The sequence below is a fragment of the uncultured Dechloromonas sp. genome (assembly GCF_945957265.1).
Lineage (GTDB): Bacteria > Pseudomonadota > Gammaproteobacteria > Burkholderiales > Rhodocyclaceae > Azonexus.
The window spans coordinates 1-14,017 of record NZ_CAMFKO010000008.1 but is presented as its reverse complement, the minus strand read 5'-3'; the positions used below and the strand labels follow the sequence as shown (position 1 = coordinate 14,017).

Annotated in this window: 16 protein-coding genes; 7 read left to right on the top strand and 9 right to left on the bottom strand. The window is 63.2% G+C overall.

Annotation, left to right across the window (positions count from 1 at the left end):
- Positions 1-26 precede the first annotated feature (26 nt).
- The gene (locus tag Q0P59_RS06200) at positions 27-569 is read right to left on the bottom strand and encodes a cytochrome P460 family protein (RefSeq protein WP_295004693.1); all 543 of its coding nucleotides are present in this window, start codon (positions 567-569) and stop codon (positions 27-29) included.
- 42 nt (positions 570-611) lie between these two features.
- Complete coding sequence (locus tag Q0P59_RS06195) at positions 612-1,145, bottom strand: carboxymuconolactone decarboxylase family protein (protein WP_295004691.1); 534 nt, start codon at positions 1,143-1,145, stop codon at positions 612-614.
- A gap of 108 nt (positions 1,146-1,253) precedes the next feature.
- Here Q0P59_RS06195 and Q0P59_RS06190 point away from each other — a divergent pair, with 108 nt between their 5' ends.
- Positions 1,254-2,069, top strand: coding sequence for an AraC family transcriptional regulator (locus Q0P59_RS06190; RefSeq protein ID WP_295004689.1), 816 nt, complete (start codon positions 1,254-1,256; stop codon positions 2,067-2,069).
- Between the two features lie 131 nt (positions 2,070-2,200).
- Here Q0P59_RS06190 and Q0P59_RS06185 read toward each other — a convergent pair whose 3' ends face one another.
- From Q0P59_RS06185 to Q0P59_RS06175, 3 genes are all read right to left on the bottom strand, one after another.
- Complete coding sequence (locus Q0P59_RS06185; RefSeq protein WP_295004687.1) at positions 2,201-2,548, bottom strand: CZB domain-containing protein; 348 nt, start codon at positions 2,546-2,548, stop codon at positions 2,201-2,203.
- 110 nt (positions 2,549-2,658) lie between these two features.
- A complete protein-coding gene (locus tag Q0P59_RS06180; RefSeq protein WP_295004684.1) occupies positions 2,659-3,210 on the bottom strand; it encodes an O-acetyl-ADP-ribose deacetylase in 552 nt (183 codons plus the stop codon).
- Between the two features lie 128 nt (positions 3,211-3,338).
- Positions 3,339-3,500, bottom strand: a complete 162-nt coding sequence (locus tag Q0P59_RS06175; protein WP_295004683.1) for a hypothetical protein — start codon at positions 3,498-3,500, stop codon at positions 3,339-3,341.
- 157 nt (positions 3,501-3,657) lie between these two features.
- Between Q0P59_RS06175 and Q0P59_RS06170 the strand changes: the two genes are divergently transcribed.
- Complete coding sequence (locus Q0P59_RS06170) at positions 3,658-3,870, top strand: hypothetical protein (protein WP_295004681.1); 213 nt, start codon at positions 3,658-3,660, stop codon at positions 3,868-3,870.
- On the opposite strand, the gene Q0P59_RS06165 is transcribed toward Q0P59_RS06170, so the two are convergent.
- On the bottom strand, positions 3,824-4,183 hold the full coding sequence (locus Q0P59_RS06165; protein ID WP_295004679.1) for a DUF2917 domain-containing protein: 360 nt from the start codon (positions 4,181-4,183) through the stop codon (positions 3,824-3,826). The genes Q0P59_RS06170 and Q0P59_RS06165 overlap by 47 nt on opposite strands.
- A gap of 144 nt (positions 4,184-4,327) precedes the next feature.
- Between Q0P59_RS06165 and Q0P59_RS06160 the strand changes: the two genes are divergently transcribed.
- Positions 4,328-5,758 carry a PLP-dependent aminotransferase family protein gene (locus tag Q0P59_RS06160; protein WP_295004677.1) on the top strand — a complete coding sequence of 477 codons (1,431 nt, stop codon included), beginning with the start codon at positions 4,328-4,330 and terminating at the stop codon, positions 5,756-5,758.
- A gap of 86 nt (positions 5,759-5,844) precedes the next feature.
- Entirely contained in the window at positions 5,845-7,731 is a 1,887-nt protein-coding gene (locus tag Q0P59_RS06155) for a SurA N-terminal domain-containing protein (protein WP_295004675.1), read from the top strand.
- A gap of 119 nt (positions 7,732-7,850) precedes the next feature.
- On the opposite strand, the gene fabI is transcribed toward Q0P59_RS06155, so the two are convergent.
- Both fabI and Q0P59_RS06145 read right to left on the bottom strand, forming a co-directional pair.
- A complete protein-coding gene (gene fabI / locus Q0P59_RS06150) occupies positions 7,851-8,651 on the bottom strand; it encodes an enoyl-ACP reductase FabI (RefSeq protein ID WP_295004673.1) in 801 nt (266 codons plus the stop codon).
- 102 nt (positions 8,652-8,753) lie between these two features.
- Entirely contained in the window at positions 8,754-10,397 is a 1,644-nt protein-coding gene (locus tag Q0P59_RS06145) for an electron transfer flavoprotein-ubiquinone oxidoreductase (RefSeq protein WP_295004671.1), read from the bottom strand.
- An 87-nt stretch (positions 10,398-10,484) separates the two neighbouring features.
- Here Q0P59_RS06145 and Q0P59_RS06140 point away from each other — a divergent pair, with 87 nt between their 5' ends.
- Together Q0P59_RS06140 and dgt are read left to right on the top strand one after the other, a co-directional pair.
- Complete coding sequence (locus Q0P59_RS06140; RefSeq protein WP_295004669.1) at positions 10,485-10,895, top strand: thioesterase family protein; 411 nt, start codon at positions 10,485-10,487, stop codon at positions 10,893-10,895.
- Positions 10,896-10,930: 35 nt separating this feature from the next.
- Entirely contained in the window at positions 10,931-12,283 is a 1,353-nt protein-coding gene (dgt, locus tag Q0P59_RS06135) for a dGTP triphosphohydrolase (protein WP_295004667.1), read from the top strand.
- Here the strand turns inward: dgt and Q0P59_RS06130 are convergent.
- On the bottom strand, positions 12,258-13,196 hold the full coding sequence (locus Q0P59_RS06130; RefSeq protein ID WP_295004665.1) for a LysR family transcriptional regulator: 939 nt from the start codon (positions 13,194-13,196) through the stop codon (positions 12,258-12,260). The genes dgt and Q0P59_RS06130 overlap by 26 nt on opposite strands.
- Positions 13,197-13,294: 98 nt before the next feature.
- Between Q0P59_RS06130 and Q0P59_RS06125 the strand changes: the two genes are divergently transcribed.
- Positions 13,295-14,017 (top strand): MFS transporter (locus tag Q0P59_RS06125; RefSeq protein WP_295004663.1); only part of this gene is annotated, 723 nt, incomplete at its 3' end.

The following is a 14,017-nucleotide window of genomic DNA, read 5'->3' as shown; positions in this document are numbered from 1 at the left end:
TTTTTTAGCGTTCAGCCAAAGCCGATTCAGTGTTTCAGCAGGGGGTAGCCCTGCGTGAACACACGGTCGGTCCGGGTAGCCGGAACGTGACAAGCCTGGCAGTCCGCCTTGTAGCTGGCGGCGGCGTTTTCCAAGGGCTTGTCGGCCTTGTACATGGCCCAGCCCCAGCCGTCTTCCCAGAGGGGGTTGCCCGGAAAGCGGCCTTTCCAGTCCTTGATCATCACGAACCACACCGCCGGCTTTCCAGCCCAATGAACCGGGTTGCCCGTGGTCAGGGGGCCGGTTTCAAGTTGGCGGATTTCCTTGACCAGGGTCGCACCGTCCGGGAATCTCCCGGTCTTGCGATAGTGATCCAGCGATTTGCGTTCGGTGTAGACATCGTGGAAGCCGCGAGCAGCCGATTTGTCATCGGTCACGGCCCACGAGCCAAGGTGAACGAAGTCGCTGCGGAAATTCTTGGGCAGACTGATCTGCCCCTTGTCATCGACGTAGGGTGAGAATGGGTCCGCTGCCAGCAGCGGCATGGCGAGTGTCGATGCGATTGCTGCGATGGCGAGTTTTGTTTTCATGGTTAGGCTCCTTTTGCCTCGGTATCCGGCAATGCTGATGAATTAGAGCTGGACGGCCGGGAAATCGACCTCGGTGCCCGCGACGTGATTGACGTAGTTGGTCAGCGTGTTCAGGGCGACTGCCGCCACCACTTCCAGCATCAGTCCGTCATCGACGCCGGCATGGCGATACGCTTCCAGGTCGGACGAGTCCAGCTTGCCACGCTGTTCCGTCAGCTTCCTGGCCAGTCCGGCAAGCGCCGCATCCAGCCGGGTTGCGGCATTGCCGCTGCGAGCCAGGACGATATCGTTTGAATCGAGGCCGGCGCCCTGAGCGAGCAAGATATGCGCGCTCAGGCAATATTGGCAGGCATTGGCCTGGCCGACGGCCAGCGCAATGATTTCCCGTTGTGCCGGCGTCAGGCGCCCTCCGCTGAGCGTCTCGGCGAGACCCAGATAGCCCTTCAGCACCGTCGGTGCCTGGGCAAGCGTGGCAAAGAGATTGGGAAGCATGCCCAATTTACCTTTGACGGCGGAAAGCGTGCCGGCGACTTCGGAATTGGCATTTGCCGGATTGATGGGGTGAATAAAAGGCATTTCGATCTCCTTGTGCTGTCATGCAAAAATGCATGGGATGGATGATCGGTATTTTTTTGATACGATATGAATCGATTCGTATCGAAATACATACTAGGAGTATCATTCATGGACAGGCTTGCGGTACTGCTGCAGCACTACACCCTGAGCACCGAGGTCTTTCATACCGGCCAGTTCTGCGGCCAGGCGGTTTACGACGGTACGCATGGTTTTCTGCATCTATTGCGGAGCGGGGCTGTCCGGGTGACTTCCGACCGGCACCCGCCATTGCATTTGAACGAGTCGTGTTTGTTGCTATATCCACGCCAGGCACGTCATGTCTTCATCGCGCCGGAAGGGGAAGCAGCGGATCTGATTTGTTCCCGGATCGATCTCGGCTCGGTGGCGGGAAGTCCGATTGCGCACGCCCTGCCGGATGTCCTCCATGTTCCGTTGGCCAAGGTGCCGGACATGAAGGCGACGCTGGATTTGCTGGTTCAGGAATCCAACGCTTCGTTGTGCGGACGCCAGGCCGCGATGAACCGCTTGTCCGAACTGCTCCTGATTCATCTCTTGCGCTACCTGATGAACAGCGTATCGATGTCGACGGGATTGCTTGCCGGCCTGGCCGACAAGCGTTTGTCCAAGGCAATCACGGCGATGCACGAACAACCGGCGGATGCCTGGACGCTGGAGGGATTGGCCGATGTCGCCGGGATGTCGCGGGCGCGCTTTGCAACCGTATTCCGGGAAACTATCGGCTGTACCCCTGGCGCTTATCTCGCGGCATGGCGGATCAATCTGGCAGGCAAGCACCTGCGTCAGGGAAAATCGGTGGCATGGACCGCCGATGCCGTCGGGTACGGTAGCGCAGCGGCCCTGGCGCGGGCTTTCCGCGTCAACAAAGGACTAGCGCCGGGGCAATGGCTGAAGACGGCTGAATAGTGCCGCATTGAGCGCACGGGAAGCGGTGCGCATCATGGCGATGCACCTCAGCGATCAGCCTGGGCAATAAAAAAAGCAGCCTTCAAGCTGCTTTTTCGGTGAGTGCGAACGAGGGCCGTTGAGCCGATCGCCTATCCGTCGGCGAGGACGGCGCGTGCATCGTCGAGGTGGGCGATCAGGCGATGCGCGGCTTCGTTCAGGTCGGGAAGCAGCAGGTCGGCCGAGTCGCCCAGGCCGTTGTTGCTCAAGTCGATGATCTCGTTGGCCAGGGCGTGGAAATGCCGGTCGGCGGCGAGCAGGGCAGCCAGCACGCTGTTGTTGCCATTGGCGACACGTGGCGACAGTTCCTGCTCGAGCGAGCAGCAACGGTGCTCCGACAGGGGCATGTCGGCATAATCCCCGCCGGCAAAGGCGTTGAGGAACTGTCGTCGCCACTGGTTGTGCAAGCGTATGGCGCTGTCGATGTCGATACGCTTCATGCGTCGTTTTCTCCGGGTAAAAATGACCGGAAAGCTAAGCAAGTCCGGTAGTAGGCCGGATTATGCCGCAGCGTGGCGCCGGGGCAAATGGGGGAAGGCGACGATTGTGCCTAGAAGCGCTGGTTTGCTGCAAATATCTCAAGTTGCCCGCTGTCGAAAAACACCAGGCGAACCTCGTCAATGGCTGCGTGACGGGGCAGTTGCTCGCGCAAGGTCGTCGATACGACGACGGCGGCTTCGTCGGGCGGGTAGCCGTACACCCCGGTGGAGATCGCCGGGAAGGCGATCGTTCGGAGCACCAGGCCGGCGGCCAGCGACAGGGCATTGCCGTAGCAGGCGGCCAGCAACGCCGCTTCCTTGCCGCCGTGCCGTCCATGGATCGGACCAACTGCATGGATGACATAGCGCGCCGGGAGCCTGCCGCCTTCGGTCAGCGCGACCTGGCCGGTCGGCAATCCATTCGGCCAGGCGCTCGCGCGGAGTGCGCGGCAGGCGTCGAGGATCGCGGGGCCGCCCCGGCGGTGTATGGCGCCGTCCACCCCGCCGCCGCCGAGCAGGGTGCTGTTGGCGGCATTGACGATGGCGTCCACCGCTTGCTCGGTCAGATCGCCCACGCAAAGCCTGACGCGACCTTCCAGATAGCTGTGTGCAGCTTGTGGCATCGGTTCTCTCGATTGAGGAGGCGCGAATGGCCGTCCGGTTCAGCGAAAGAAAGCTATCACGCCGGAGAGGGGCAGGGAAGAGGGCTTCCCATGCCGTGCCATGGCAACCGGCAGCCCCCGCCTTGTCGTTACATGCCGCTCCGCTGCCGGCGTCGCCAGCAGGCCGGGATGTGCAGCGCCGTCACGTCCCAGCGGTTGTCGGCGAAGATGGCCTTGGCGCGGGCGAGGCGTGCGTCTTCTTCGGCGGAAATGCCGGCCAGCAGTTCAAAGAGTTTCTGAATGCGTTCCATGATGGGGACCTCCGGAAGGATGTGCGATTGACTGTATGGATAGCCAGTTGTTTGGCCATGGGTGCACATTAAACGATAACTGTATGGATGTACAGTATTCGTTAAAATCCTGTTCGGAGGTAGCCTCTGGCTGTCTAGATCGACAGGACAAGCCAAGATGCCCCGTGACAAATTCTCCTCGTTTCCCGCTGCCGGTACGTTTGTGGCCTACCGCGGGCGCAGCAGCAAGGCGGAGCGCAATGTCCGGGTGATCGCCGAGGCTTCGGGCGGACGGATGGTGGTCGAGGCGATCGGTCGCCAGGGGGTTCCCGTCCGGCTGACCGTCAAGCGGGAGAATCTCGCCCCGATGCAACCCTGCCTGTTCGACTGATCCGCGCCGCGCCTTCGCGCAGCCCCGTCGCCAGTTCGTCGCCCAGGCGCCGCCACCGTCTCGAGGCAACGCGAACGAGCGCCGGGCGTTCAAAGCGAATCTGCGCCTGGCCGACGCCTTCGATCAGCGTCAGCGCGCCGCTGTCGATTTCATGCCATTGGCCGCTGCGAAGGAAGACGTCCTCGGCCCGGCCGGCCGTCGTGATCCACACCGTCCCCTGCAGGCAGCAGACACGTATGCCGTGCGCGCCGGTGACCCGTAGCGGCCTGTTTTCGCTCAGGAAAAGTTCGCTGTTCAGCCATTCGATGTTCATTTCGCTCTCCACGCTTTGTTTGTGAAGAGTGTAGGCGGCCGGCAATAACTGATACAGTCACAATAAAATTAAATTGTGATCGATACAGTCATTGAAAAACTGAACTGTACTGCTTGTTTTTGACCTTTATTGTATTGGTGCGCCATGTCCGAAGACTTCCTGCGATATGAAAAGCTGGCCGACGAACTGGCCGGGATGATGGCCGGCGGCGTGCTCAAGCACGGTGACCGGCTGCCCTCTGTACGCCGGCTTGCCGAAGAGCGGCGCGTATCGGTCAGCACCGTCGTGCAGGCCATGCGCCAGCTCGAAAACCGGGGGCTGATCGAGGCCCGCCCGCAATCCGGCTTCTACGTCCGCCGGACCAGGATGGCGCATGCCGAGCCCTTGCTCCGGACGACGCCCGACATGCCGCTGGCGGTCGATATCTCGCAGCGCCTGGTGCGCGTGATGCAGGCCGGCGTCCGGCCCGGCGTGGCGCCGCTGGCGGCGGCATTGCCGGCCTCGGAACTGATGCCGGTCGCGGCGCTGCACCGTCTCTACGCCGGCGTGGCCCGCCGCCATCCCGACCTGCTGTGCAGCGGCAGCCACATCAACATGGACGATCCGCTGCTGGTCCGGCAGCTGGTCAGGCGTTCCCTGGCCTGGGGCGGACCGTTGGCGGCCGAGGAATTCGTCATCACCAATTCCTGTACCGAGGCGCTTGCCCTCTGCCTGCGCGCCGTCACCAAGCCCGGCGACACGGTGGCCGTCGAATCGCCGGCCTATTACCTGATGCTGCAATTGCTGGAAAAGCTGGGGCTGCGCGCGCTGGAGATCCCGACCGATCCGCGCACCGGCATGTCGGTCGAGGCGCTCGACCTGGCCACGCGCAACGGCGGCGTCGCCGCCTGCCTGCTGGTCTCGAACGGCAGCAATCCGCTGGGCTCCCAGATGCCCGACGAGCGCAAGCGGGCCTTGGCCCAGCTGACCGCCGAGCGCGGCGTGGCCGTCATCGAGGACGACATCTACGGCGATCTCCACCTCGCCGAGGTGCGTCCGTGGCCGATCAAGGCTTTCGACACCAGCGGCAACGTCATGCTGTGCGCGTCGTTTTCGAAGAGCCTGTCGCCGTCGTTGCGCATCGGTTACGTCGCCGCCGGGCATCGCCGGAGCGCCATCGCCTTGCAGAAAACCATCAGCAGCGGCGCGACCAACCCGATCACCCAGCGCGTGCTGGCCGAATACCTCGAATCGGGTGCCTACGAACGTCACCTGCGTACCCTGCGGCGTTGCTACCAGTCGCAGGTCGATGCGATGAGCCTGGCCGTCTCCCTTCACTTTCCGCCCGGCACCCGGATTTCGCGGCCGCAGGGCGGGTATGTGCTGTGGATCGAGTTGCCCGAGGGCGTCGATACGACGGCGCTGTACGAGCAAGCCGTCGCCGCCAACCTCGCCTACGTGCCGGGTGAGCTGTTTTCTGCCAGCGGCATGTACCGCAATTGCCTGCGCCTGAATTGCGGCAATCCGCACACGCCGGAAATCGAGGATGCCGTGCGGCGCCTCGGCCTCCTGTTTTCCAGCGCCCAAATCAAATAGGGCGGGGGCAAACTACGGTATGATTGCCCCTTTTTGGGCAAGCTGCTTTTTGCCTTTCTGAACGCATCCGAAGGATTTTTCTGCTCATGTTCGACGCAGTCCGCAACAACAAAAGAATCGTCCAGGTTTTCCTTGCGCTGATCGCCCTGCCGTTCGCCTTTTTCGGCGTGGATTCCTACGTCCGCAACTCCGGGGCCGGCAGCGACGTGGCCGCCATCGGCGACGTCAAGATCACCCAGCAACAGTTCCAGCAAACCCTGCGCGAGCAGCAGGAACGCCTGCGCACCCAGCTCGGCGCGCAGTTCGATCCCAAGATGCTGGACAACCCCGAGGCCCGCAAGGCCATTCTCGACGACCTGATCAACCAGCGCCTGCTGCTCATCGAAGCCGGCAAGAACCGGATGTTCGCCAGCGACGACGCGGTGCGCCAGATGGTCGGCTCGGTCGAGGCCTTCAAGGTCGACGGCAAGTTCTCGGTCGAACGTTACGAAGCCGCGCTGCGCGGGCAGGGCATGTCGCCGCAAGGCTTCGAAGCCCAGCTGCGCCAGGATCTGACCGTCCAGCAACTGGCCGGCGCCCTCGGCCAATCCGGCCTGGTCGCCCACTCGGTCAGCGATCGCCTGCTGGCCCTGCAAACCGAAAAGCGCGAAATCGTCGAATACCGCCTGAATGTCGATGCCTATCTCGACAAGGTCAAGCTGGCCGACGATGCCGCCAAGAAGTTCTACGACGAGAACAGCAAGCAGTTCCAGACGCCGGAACTGGCCAAGGCCGAATACGTCGTCCTGTCGATGGAAACCATCGGCGCCCAGCTGACCGTCGGCGAAGCCGAGATCAAGGCCGCCTACGACAGCCGCAAGGATCGCTTCCAGCAGCCCGAGGAGCGCCGCGCCAGCCACATCCTGGTGGCCTCCGAAAAGCTCGGCAAGGACAAGGCCAAAGCCAGGGCCGACCAGTTGCTGGCCGAGATCCGCAAGACACCGTCCGCCTTTGCCGACCTGGCCAAAAAGAACTCCGACGACCCGGGCTCCGCTGCCAAGGGCGGCGACCTCGGTTTCTTCGGTCGCGGCATGATGGTCAAGTCCTTCGAGGACAGCGCCTTCGGCCTCAAGGAAGGCGAGATCTCCGGCGTCGTCGAATCCGATTTCGGCTTCCACATCATCAAGCTCACCGGCATCCACGCCGCCAAGGAAAAGCCGCTGGCCGAAGTCCGCGGCGAAATCGAAGCCGAACTGAAGAAAACCGCCGCCTCGCGCAAGTTTGCCGAAGCCGCCGAAGCCTTCAGCAACATGGTTTACGAACAGGCCGACAGCCTCGGGCCGGTCGCCGAAAAGTTCAAGCTGGGCGTCAAGCAGACCGACTGGCTGGGCCGCCAGGCTTCCCCCGCCAACGGCGTGATGGGTAACGAAAAGATCCTTGCCGCGCTGTTCTCCGGCGATTCGGTCAAGAACAAGCGCAACACGGAAGCGGTGGAGGTTGCCGCCAATACCCTGGTTGCGGCCCGCATCATCGACTACAAGCCGGCCGCTCTGCAGCCGCTCGAAGGCGTCAAGGCCAGCATCGAAACCCTGCTCAAGCGCCAGGAAGCGCAAACGCTGGCCGCCAAGGACGGCGCCGAGCGTCTGGCTGCGCTGAACAAGGGCGAAGACAAGCTCAACTGGGGTGCCGCCAAGACCGTATCCCGCCTCGATTTCCGCGCCATTTCGCCGGTCGAGGCGCAAGCAGTGTTCCGCCTCGAAACCGCCAAGCTGCCGGCCTACACCGGCGTCGAGCTGCCCGGTTCCGGCTACGCGCTGGTCAGGCTGAACAAGGTCGTTCCGGGCGACAAGATCGACGACGCCACCCGCAAGGGCATGACCCAGCAACTGGGCAACCTGATGGCCAAGGAAGAAATCCAGCTCTACCTGGCGGCCCTGCGCGCCCGCTACAAGGTCGACATCAACCAGGCGGCGCTGGAAGCCAAGGACAAGTAGGCCTCCTCGAGGCAATCTTCAGGAAGCGGGCTGCGGCCCGCTTTTTTGTTGCCGAAATCCGGACCAAAAAAAACGCCGATCGAACCGATCGGCGTTTTTGCTGCGCAGGACCGGATGGATCAGGCCGGCAGCGGGTCCGCGTTGCCCAGGGCGACGGTGTTCATGCCGCCATCGACGTACATGATTTCGCCGGTGATGCCGCTGGCCAGGTCGGAGAGCATGAAGGCGGCGGCGTTGCCGACTTCCTCGATGGTCACGTTGCGGCGCAGCGGGGCGTTGTGCGAGTTGTAGGCGAGCAGCTTGCCGAAGTTGCCGATGCCGGAGGCGGCCAGCGTCTTGATCGGGCCGGCGGAGATGGCGTTGGCACGGATGCCTTCGGGGCCGAGGCAGAAGGCGAGGTAGCGGGTTGCCGCTTCCAGGCTGGCCTTGGCCAGGCCCATGGTGTTGTAGTTGGGCATGGTGCGCTCGGCGCCGAGGTAGGACAGGGCGAGCATCGAGGCGTTCGGACGGCCCTGCATCAGCGGGCGGGCGCCCTTGGCCAGCGCGGCATAGCTGTACGACGAGATGTCGTGGGCAATGCGGAAGGCGTCGCGGGTGATGCCGTTCAGGAAGTCGCCTTCGATGGCTTCGGTCGGGGCGTAGGCAATGGAATGGACCAGGCCGTCGAGACCGTCCCAGCGCTTGGCGAGTTCGACGAACAGGTTGTCGATCTGCTCGTCGCTGCTGACGTCGACCGGAATGGTGATGTCGCTGCCGAATTCGGCGGCGAACTTCTTGATGCGGTCTTCGAAGCGCTCGTTCTGGTAGGTGAAGGCCAGCTGGGCGCCTTCACGATGGCAGGCCTTGGCGATGCCATAGGCGATGGAATGCTTGGAGAGCAGACCGGTGATCAGAATCTTCTTGTCGGCGAGAAAGCCCATGTGTTGTTCTCCCTAGGGGGGTTAAGCCCGAGGATTATAAACCGATAAGCCACAATTCGCGCCCATTGCGGACGAGAACTGTGGCATGCCGGGGGTTGGTGGTTACATATTGGGGTAGGTCGGTCCTTCGCCGCCCTGCGGGACGACCCAGTTGATGTTCTGGGTCGGGTCCTTGATGTCGCAGGTCTTGCAGTGGACGCAGTTTTGCGCGTTGATCTGCAGGCGCGGCCGGCCTTCGTCCTGGCCGAGGATTTCATAGACGCCAGCCGGGCAGAAGCGCTGCTCCGGAGCGTCGTATTTGGCCAGGTTGACGCTGATCGGCACGCCGGCATCCTTCAGCTGCAGGTGGCAGGGCTGGTCTTCCTCATGGTTGGTGCTCGACAGGAAGACCGAGGACAGCCGGTCGAAGGTGAGCACGCCGTCCGGCTTCGGATAGTCGATCTTCGGGCACTCGCTGGCCGGCTTCAGCTTGAGGTGGTCGGCCGTCTTGTTGCGCAGGGTCCACGGCGCCTTGCCGCCGAAGACGATCTGGTCGATGCCGAACATCAGCGAACCCAGTTTCAGGCCCTTGGACATCCACGGCTTGAAGTTACGTGATTTGTGAAGTTCGTCGTATAACCAGCTGTTTTTGAAAGATTCAGGATAGGCGGTCAGCTCGTCATTCTGGCGCTCGGCCGCCAGTGCGTCGAAGCAGGCCTCGGCGGCCAGGGAACCGGTCTTGATCGCGCAGTGCGAGCCCTTGATGCGTGCCGCGTTGAGGAAGCCGGCATCGTCGCCGACCAGCACGCCGCCCGGGAAAGTCAGCTTGGGCAGCGATTGCAGGCCGCCGGCGGTCAGCGCGCGGGCGCCATAGGCGATGCGCTTGCCGCCTTCGAGGAACTTGCGGATTTCCGGATGCGTCTTGTAGCGCTGGAATTCCTCGTAGGGCGACAGGTGGGGGTTTTCGTAACCGAGGCCGACCACGAAGCCGACGGCGACCTGGTTGTTCTCCAGGTGATAGAGGAAGCCGCCGCCGTAGGTGTCCGGCTGCATCGGCCAGCCGCCGCTATGCACGACCAGGCCGAGCTGGTGCTTTTCCGGCGGGATTTCCCACAGTTCCTTGAGACCGATGCCATAGGTTTGCGGATCGGCGTCGGCATTCAGGTTGAATTTCTCGATCAGCTGCTTGCCGAGATGGCCGCGGCAGCCTTCGGCGAAAAAGGTGTATTTGCCGAGCAGGGCCATGCCCATCTGGAAGTTCGGGCCTTCCGAGCCATCGTGCAGGCGGCCCATGTCGCCGGTGGCGACGCCCTTGACCGCGCCTTGCTCGTCGAACAGCACCTCGGCGCCGGCAAAGCCGGGGTAGATCTCGACGCCGAGCGCCTCGGCCTGTTCGCCCAGCCAGCGGCAGACGTTGCCGAGCGAGATGACGTAATTGCCCTCGTTGTGGAAGCAGCCGGGCAGGATGCTGTTCGGCACCTGGGTGGCCCCGGTTTCCGACAGGATGAAGAAGCGGTCTTCGGAAACCGGTGCGTTGAGCGGGGCGCCGTCCGCCTGCCAGTTGGGCAGCAGTTCGGTGAGGGCGCGCGGGTCCATGACGGCGCCGGACAGGATGTGGGCGCCGATTTCGGCACCTTTCTCGATCAGGCAGACGTTCACGTCCGTACCTTTTTCTGCTGCCAGTTGCTTGAGTCGAATGGCCGAGGCCAGACCCGCGGGACCGCCGCCAACGATGACGACGTCGAATTCCATGGATTCCCGTTCCATGATGTCTCCTAGATTTATTGTGAGCTTATTTTCAATACGGTACAGTATGGAAAATTTTTGATCAACCCCACTCTAGTATTCGCACTCATGGAACACAAGAAAAAGCTGATTCATGTCACCCGTTTGCCCATCCGCTGGGGCGACATGGATGCCTACGGGCACGTCAACAACACCGTCTATTTTCGCTTCATGGAGCAGGCGCGGGTGGAGTGGATCGAGGACATGAAGGTCCAGGTCCGCCCCGGCGGCGACGGCCCGGTGATCATCAACGCCAGCTGCACCTTCCTGATCCCGATGAACTACCCGGGCACCGTGGAAGTGCGGACCTATGTCGGCTCCATCGGCCGCTCCAGCTGCCAGACCTATGTCGAGATGCGCATCGAAGGCGACGACAGGGTCTATGCCGAAGGCGCGGCCAAGGTGGTGTGGATGAATACCCAGAACGGTAAATCGGTTCCCCTGCCGGATCACGTGCGGGCACTGCTCGAAGCAGAGTAAACTCGCAGCCCATTGCATCCACGAATCCGACGCGCATGGGCCAACGAAAAATCTGGGAAAAACTGCTGTCGAGCGAACGCCTCGGTGCCGGCAAGGCGCCGGAGTCGGCTGAGCGCACGGCTTTCCAGCAGGACTACGACCGCATTGTCTTCACCTCGGCATTTCGCCGCCTGAAGGACAAGACGCAGGTTTTCCCGCTGTCCAAAAGCGATTACGTGCGCACCCGCCTGACGCACAGCCTGGAGGCGAGTTGCGTCGGCCGCTCGCTGGGCGCGGTGATCGGCCGCGAAATCATTGCCCGCCATGGCTTGAAGGATGTCGAATCCGGCGATTTCGGCGCGATTATCGCCGCCGCCTGTCTGGCTCACGATATCGGCAATCCGCCTTTCGGCCACGCCGGCGAGGATGCCATTCGCGAGTGGTTCCGCAATTCCGGTCTGCTCGAACGGCACGCCTTCACGCCCGCGCAGCGGGCCGATTTCGAGCGCTACGAGGGCAACGCCCAGGGCTTCCGTATCGTCAGCCGCCTGCAAAGCCCGGCCAACCCCGGTGGGCTGCAGCTGACCAGCGCGGTGCTCGCCACCTTCACCAAGTATCCGCGCCCCTCCCACATCGACTGCGAACTGGACGGCAAGAGCAGCAAGAAATTCGGCTTTTTCCAGCAGGATGCGGATAACTTTGCCCAGGTGGCCCGCTCGACCGGCATGGTCGAACGCATTCCGGGCCGGGCCTGGCGCCGCCACCCGCTGGCCTCGCTGGTCGAGGTGGCGGACGATACCTGCTACCTGATCGTCGATCTCGAGGATGCGGCGCGTCTCGGCTTCGTGCCCTACAAGGACGCCGAATGCCTGCTCGGCGACCTCGCCGGCAATGCCGTCAATGGCGGGCGCCTGGCGCATCTGCACGACCCGAAGGAGCGCCTGGAATACCTGCGCGCCAAGGCCATCGGCTGCCTGATCAATGGCGCGGCGGCGGTTTTCCTCGCCAATGAATCGGCGATCCTGAGCGGCGAGTTCGATGACGAGCTGCTGGAAAACTCGCCGGTTGCCCGTCCCTTGCAGGCTGTCCTCAGGCTGGCCAAGGAAACCATCTACACGGCGCGCCCGGCGCTGGAGATCGAAACCGCCGGCTTCGAGGTACTGGGGGCCTTGCTCGGGCTATTCACCAACGCCGTCGAAGCCCGGGCCGGAGCGCCGGGTGCCCGCTACACGACCCGCGAACGCATGCTGATGAAACTGCTGCCGATCCAGTTCCTGGGGCACGACGGCGAGCCGGACCCCGACCCCTACATCCGCCTTCTGCAGGTGGCCGATTTCGTTGCCGGGATGACCGACTCCTACGCGGTCGACATGTACCGAAAGCTCAAGGGTTTCGATCTGCCGACCTGAAGTTTTCCCAGGGCGGTACCGGGGAGAACTGGCGCTCCAGCTCCTCCAGGAAAACGCGGACTTTCGGCAGGCGTACCCGGCTCGGGGTGTAGCAGGCGTAAAGATCGCGGCCGAAGCCGGTCAGGGGCTCGTAATCGTCGAGCACGGTTTCCAGGTGGCCGCGCCGGATCTCGGGGCCGGCCATGTAGGTGGGCAGGATGGCCAGCCCGTGTCCGGCCATGACGGCATCGAAGATGCAATCCAGGTTGTTGAAACGAAAGCGGCTGGAAATCGGTATGCTGGCCTGCTCGCCATTGCGCCCGAGCAGGTCGAGGGTGTTGCTGGCTTCGGCCTGCAGGTATCCGAAACAGGCATGCCAGGCCAGGTCGCCCGGGTGTTCCGGCCTGCCGTGCGTCGCCAGGTAGTCCGGCGTCGCGCAGATGACGCGCTTGAGGGCAAACAGCCGGCGGGCGACGGCATCCTCGGGGGGCGCCTTGGTATGGCGCAGGGCGAGATCGATGTTGTCGTCGAACAGGTCGACCAGCTGGTCGGACAGAATCAGTTCGCACTCCAGTTCCGGGTACTGCGCCGTGATGCGCGGCAGCAGCGGGGCGATGTACAGGCGGCCGAAGGCCAGCGAAGCGCTGATGCGCAGCAGGCCGCAAGGCGTATCGCCGAGGTTGCGCACGGCGATTTCGGTGCTGGCCACGGCATCCAGGGCGCGTAGCGCATGCTGGTAGAAGACTTCGCCGGAAGGCGTCAGGGCCAGCTTGCGCGTCGAGCGCTCGAACAGCCGGACGCCGAAATTACGCTCCAGTTCGGCGATCTGCTTGCTCACTTGCGCCCGCGTACAATCCAGCCGGCGGGCGGCGCCGGCCATGCTGCCGGTTTCGACCACCCGGACAAAGCTTTCCCAACTGCTGAGCCAGTTCATTTGTCAATTTTCCGTTGACGATATGGTGCGAATTATGGGCTATTTGGTCGCTGATTTGGCGACTATAGTTCGGGCTAACAACCAACAGGCATAACAACATGTTTCGCGCACTGAACCGTCCCGACATTCTTATCACCGCCCTGGCCGCCGCCGGGATCATGATGATCTCGATGGGCATCCGTCAATCGCAAGGTCTGTTCGTGGCGCCGCTCAACGACACGACCGGCCTGGGCATCGCCACCATCAGCTTCGCGCTGGCCATCGGGCAATTCACCTGGGGCGCCATCCAGCCGCTGGCGGGGGCCATCGCCGACCGTCACGGGCCGCGTGTCGTGCTGATCGCCGGCATCGTCATGCTCGCCGTCGGCTGCGCGCTGACGCCGTACATGGGCAGCGGCTTCGGGCTGGCCGTGTCGCTCGGCCTGTTCTGCGCGATGGGTTCGGGCGCCAGCAGTTTCTCCGTACTGCTCGGTGCTGCCGCCCAGCGCATGCCGGCCGAGGCGCGCGGTGCCGCCTCCGGCTTGATCAACGCCGGCGGCTCCTTCGGCCAGTTCGTCTTTGCCCCCATCCTGCAGAAGCTGATCCAGGGCCTGGGCTGGGTGAATGCCATGTGGGCGATGGCGGCCACGGCCCTGCTGGCCTTGCCGTTGGTCGGCAAGCTGACGCAATCGACGCATGCCGCGCACATCCAGGACGACGATGGCGGGGTGCTGAAGGCGCTCGGCACGGCCATGCAGGACCGCAGCTACCTGTTGCTGCATGCCGGTTTCTTCACCTGCGGCTTCCACATCGCCTTCCTCGTCACCCACCTACCGGGCGAA

Excerpts from the sequence above, each read along its gene's own strand:
- Q0P59_RS06200 (WP_295004693.1), bottom strand. The coding sequence starts at position 569 with ATGAAAACAAAACTCGCCATCGCAGCAATCGCATCGACACTCGCCATG.
- Q0P59_RS06185 (WP_295004687.1), bottom strand. The coding sequence starts at position 2,548 with ATGAAGCGTATCGACATCGACAGCGCCATACGCTTGCACAACCAGTGG.
- dgt (WP_295004667.1), top strand. The coding sequence starts at position 10,931 with ATGGGCCAACGAAAAATCTGGGAAAAACTGCTGTCGAGCGAACGCCTC.
- Q0P59_RS06160 (WP_295004677.1), top strand. The coding sequence starts at position 4,328 with ATGTCCGAAGACTTCCTGCGATATGAAAAGCTGGCCGACGAACTGGCC.
- Q0P59_RS06130 (WP_295004665.1), bottom strand. The coding sequence starts at position 13,196 with ATGAACTGGCTCAGCAGTTGGGAAAGCTTTGTCCGGGTGGTCGAAACC.
- fabI (WP_295004673.1), bottom strand. The coding sequence starts at position 8,651 with ATGGGCTTTCTCGCCGACAAGAAGATTCTGATCACCGGTCTGCTCTCC.
- Q0P59_RS06155 (WP_295004675.1), top strand. The coding sequence starts at position 5,845 with ATGTTCGACGCAGTCCGCAACAACAAAAGAATCGTCCAGGTTTTCCTT.
- Q0P59_RS06145 (WP_295004671.1), bottom strand. The coding sequence starts at position 10,397 with ATGGAACGGGAATCCATGGAATTCGACGTCGTCATCGTTGGCGGCGGT.
- Q0P59_RS06165 (WP_295004679.1), bottom strand. The coding sequence starts at position 4,183 with ATGAACATCGAATGGCTGAACAGCGAACTTTTCCTGAGCGAAAACAGG.
- Q0P59_RS06175 (WP_295004683.1), bottom strand. The coding sequence starts at position 3,500 with ATGGAACGCATTCAGAAACTCTTTGAACTGCTGGCCGGCATTTCCGCC.
- Q0P59_RS06140 (WP_295004669.1), top strand. The coding sequence starts at position 10,485 with ATGGAACACAAGAAAAAGCTGATTCATGTCACCCGTTTGCCCATCCGC.
- Q0P59_RS06190 (WP_295004689.1), top strand. The coding sequence starts at position 1,254 with ATGGACAGGCTTGCGGTACTGCTGCAGCACTACACCCTGAGCACCGAG.
- Q0P59_RS06170 (WP_295004681.1), top strand. The coding sequence starts at position 3,658 with ATGCCCCGTGACAAATTCTCCTCGTTTCCCGCTGCCGGTACGTTTGTG.
- Q0P59_RS06180 (WP_295004684.1), bottom strand. The coding sequence starts at position 3,210 with ATGCCACAAGCTGCACACAGCTATCTGGAAGGTCGCGTCAGGCTTTGC.
- Q0P59_RS06195 (WP_295004691.1), bottom strand. The coding sequence starts at position 1,145 with ATGCCTTTTATTCACCCCATCAATCCGGCAAATGCCAATTCCGAAGTC.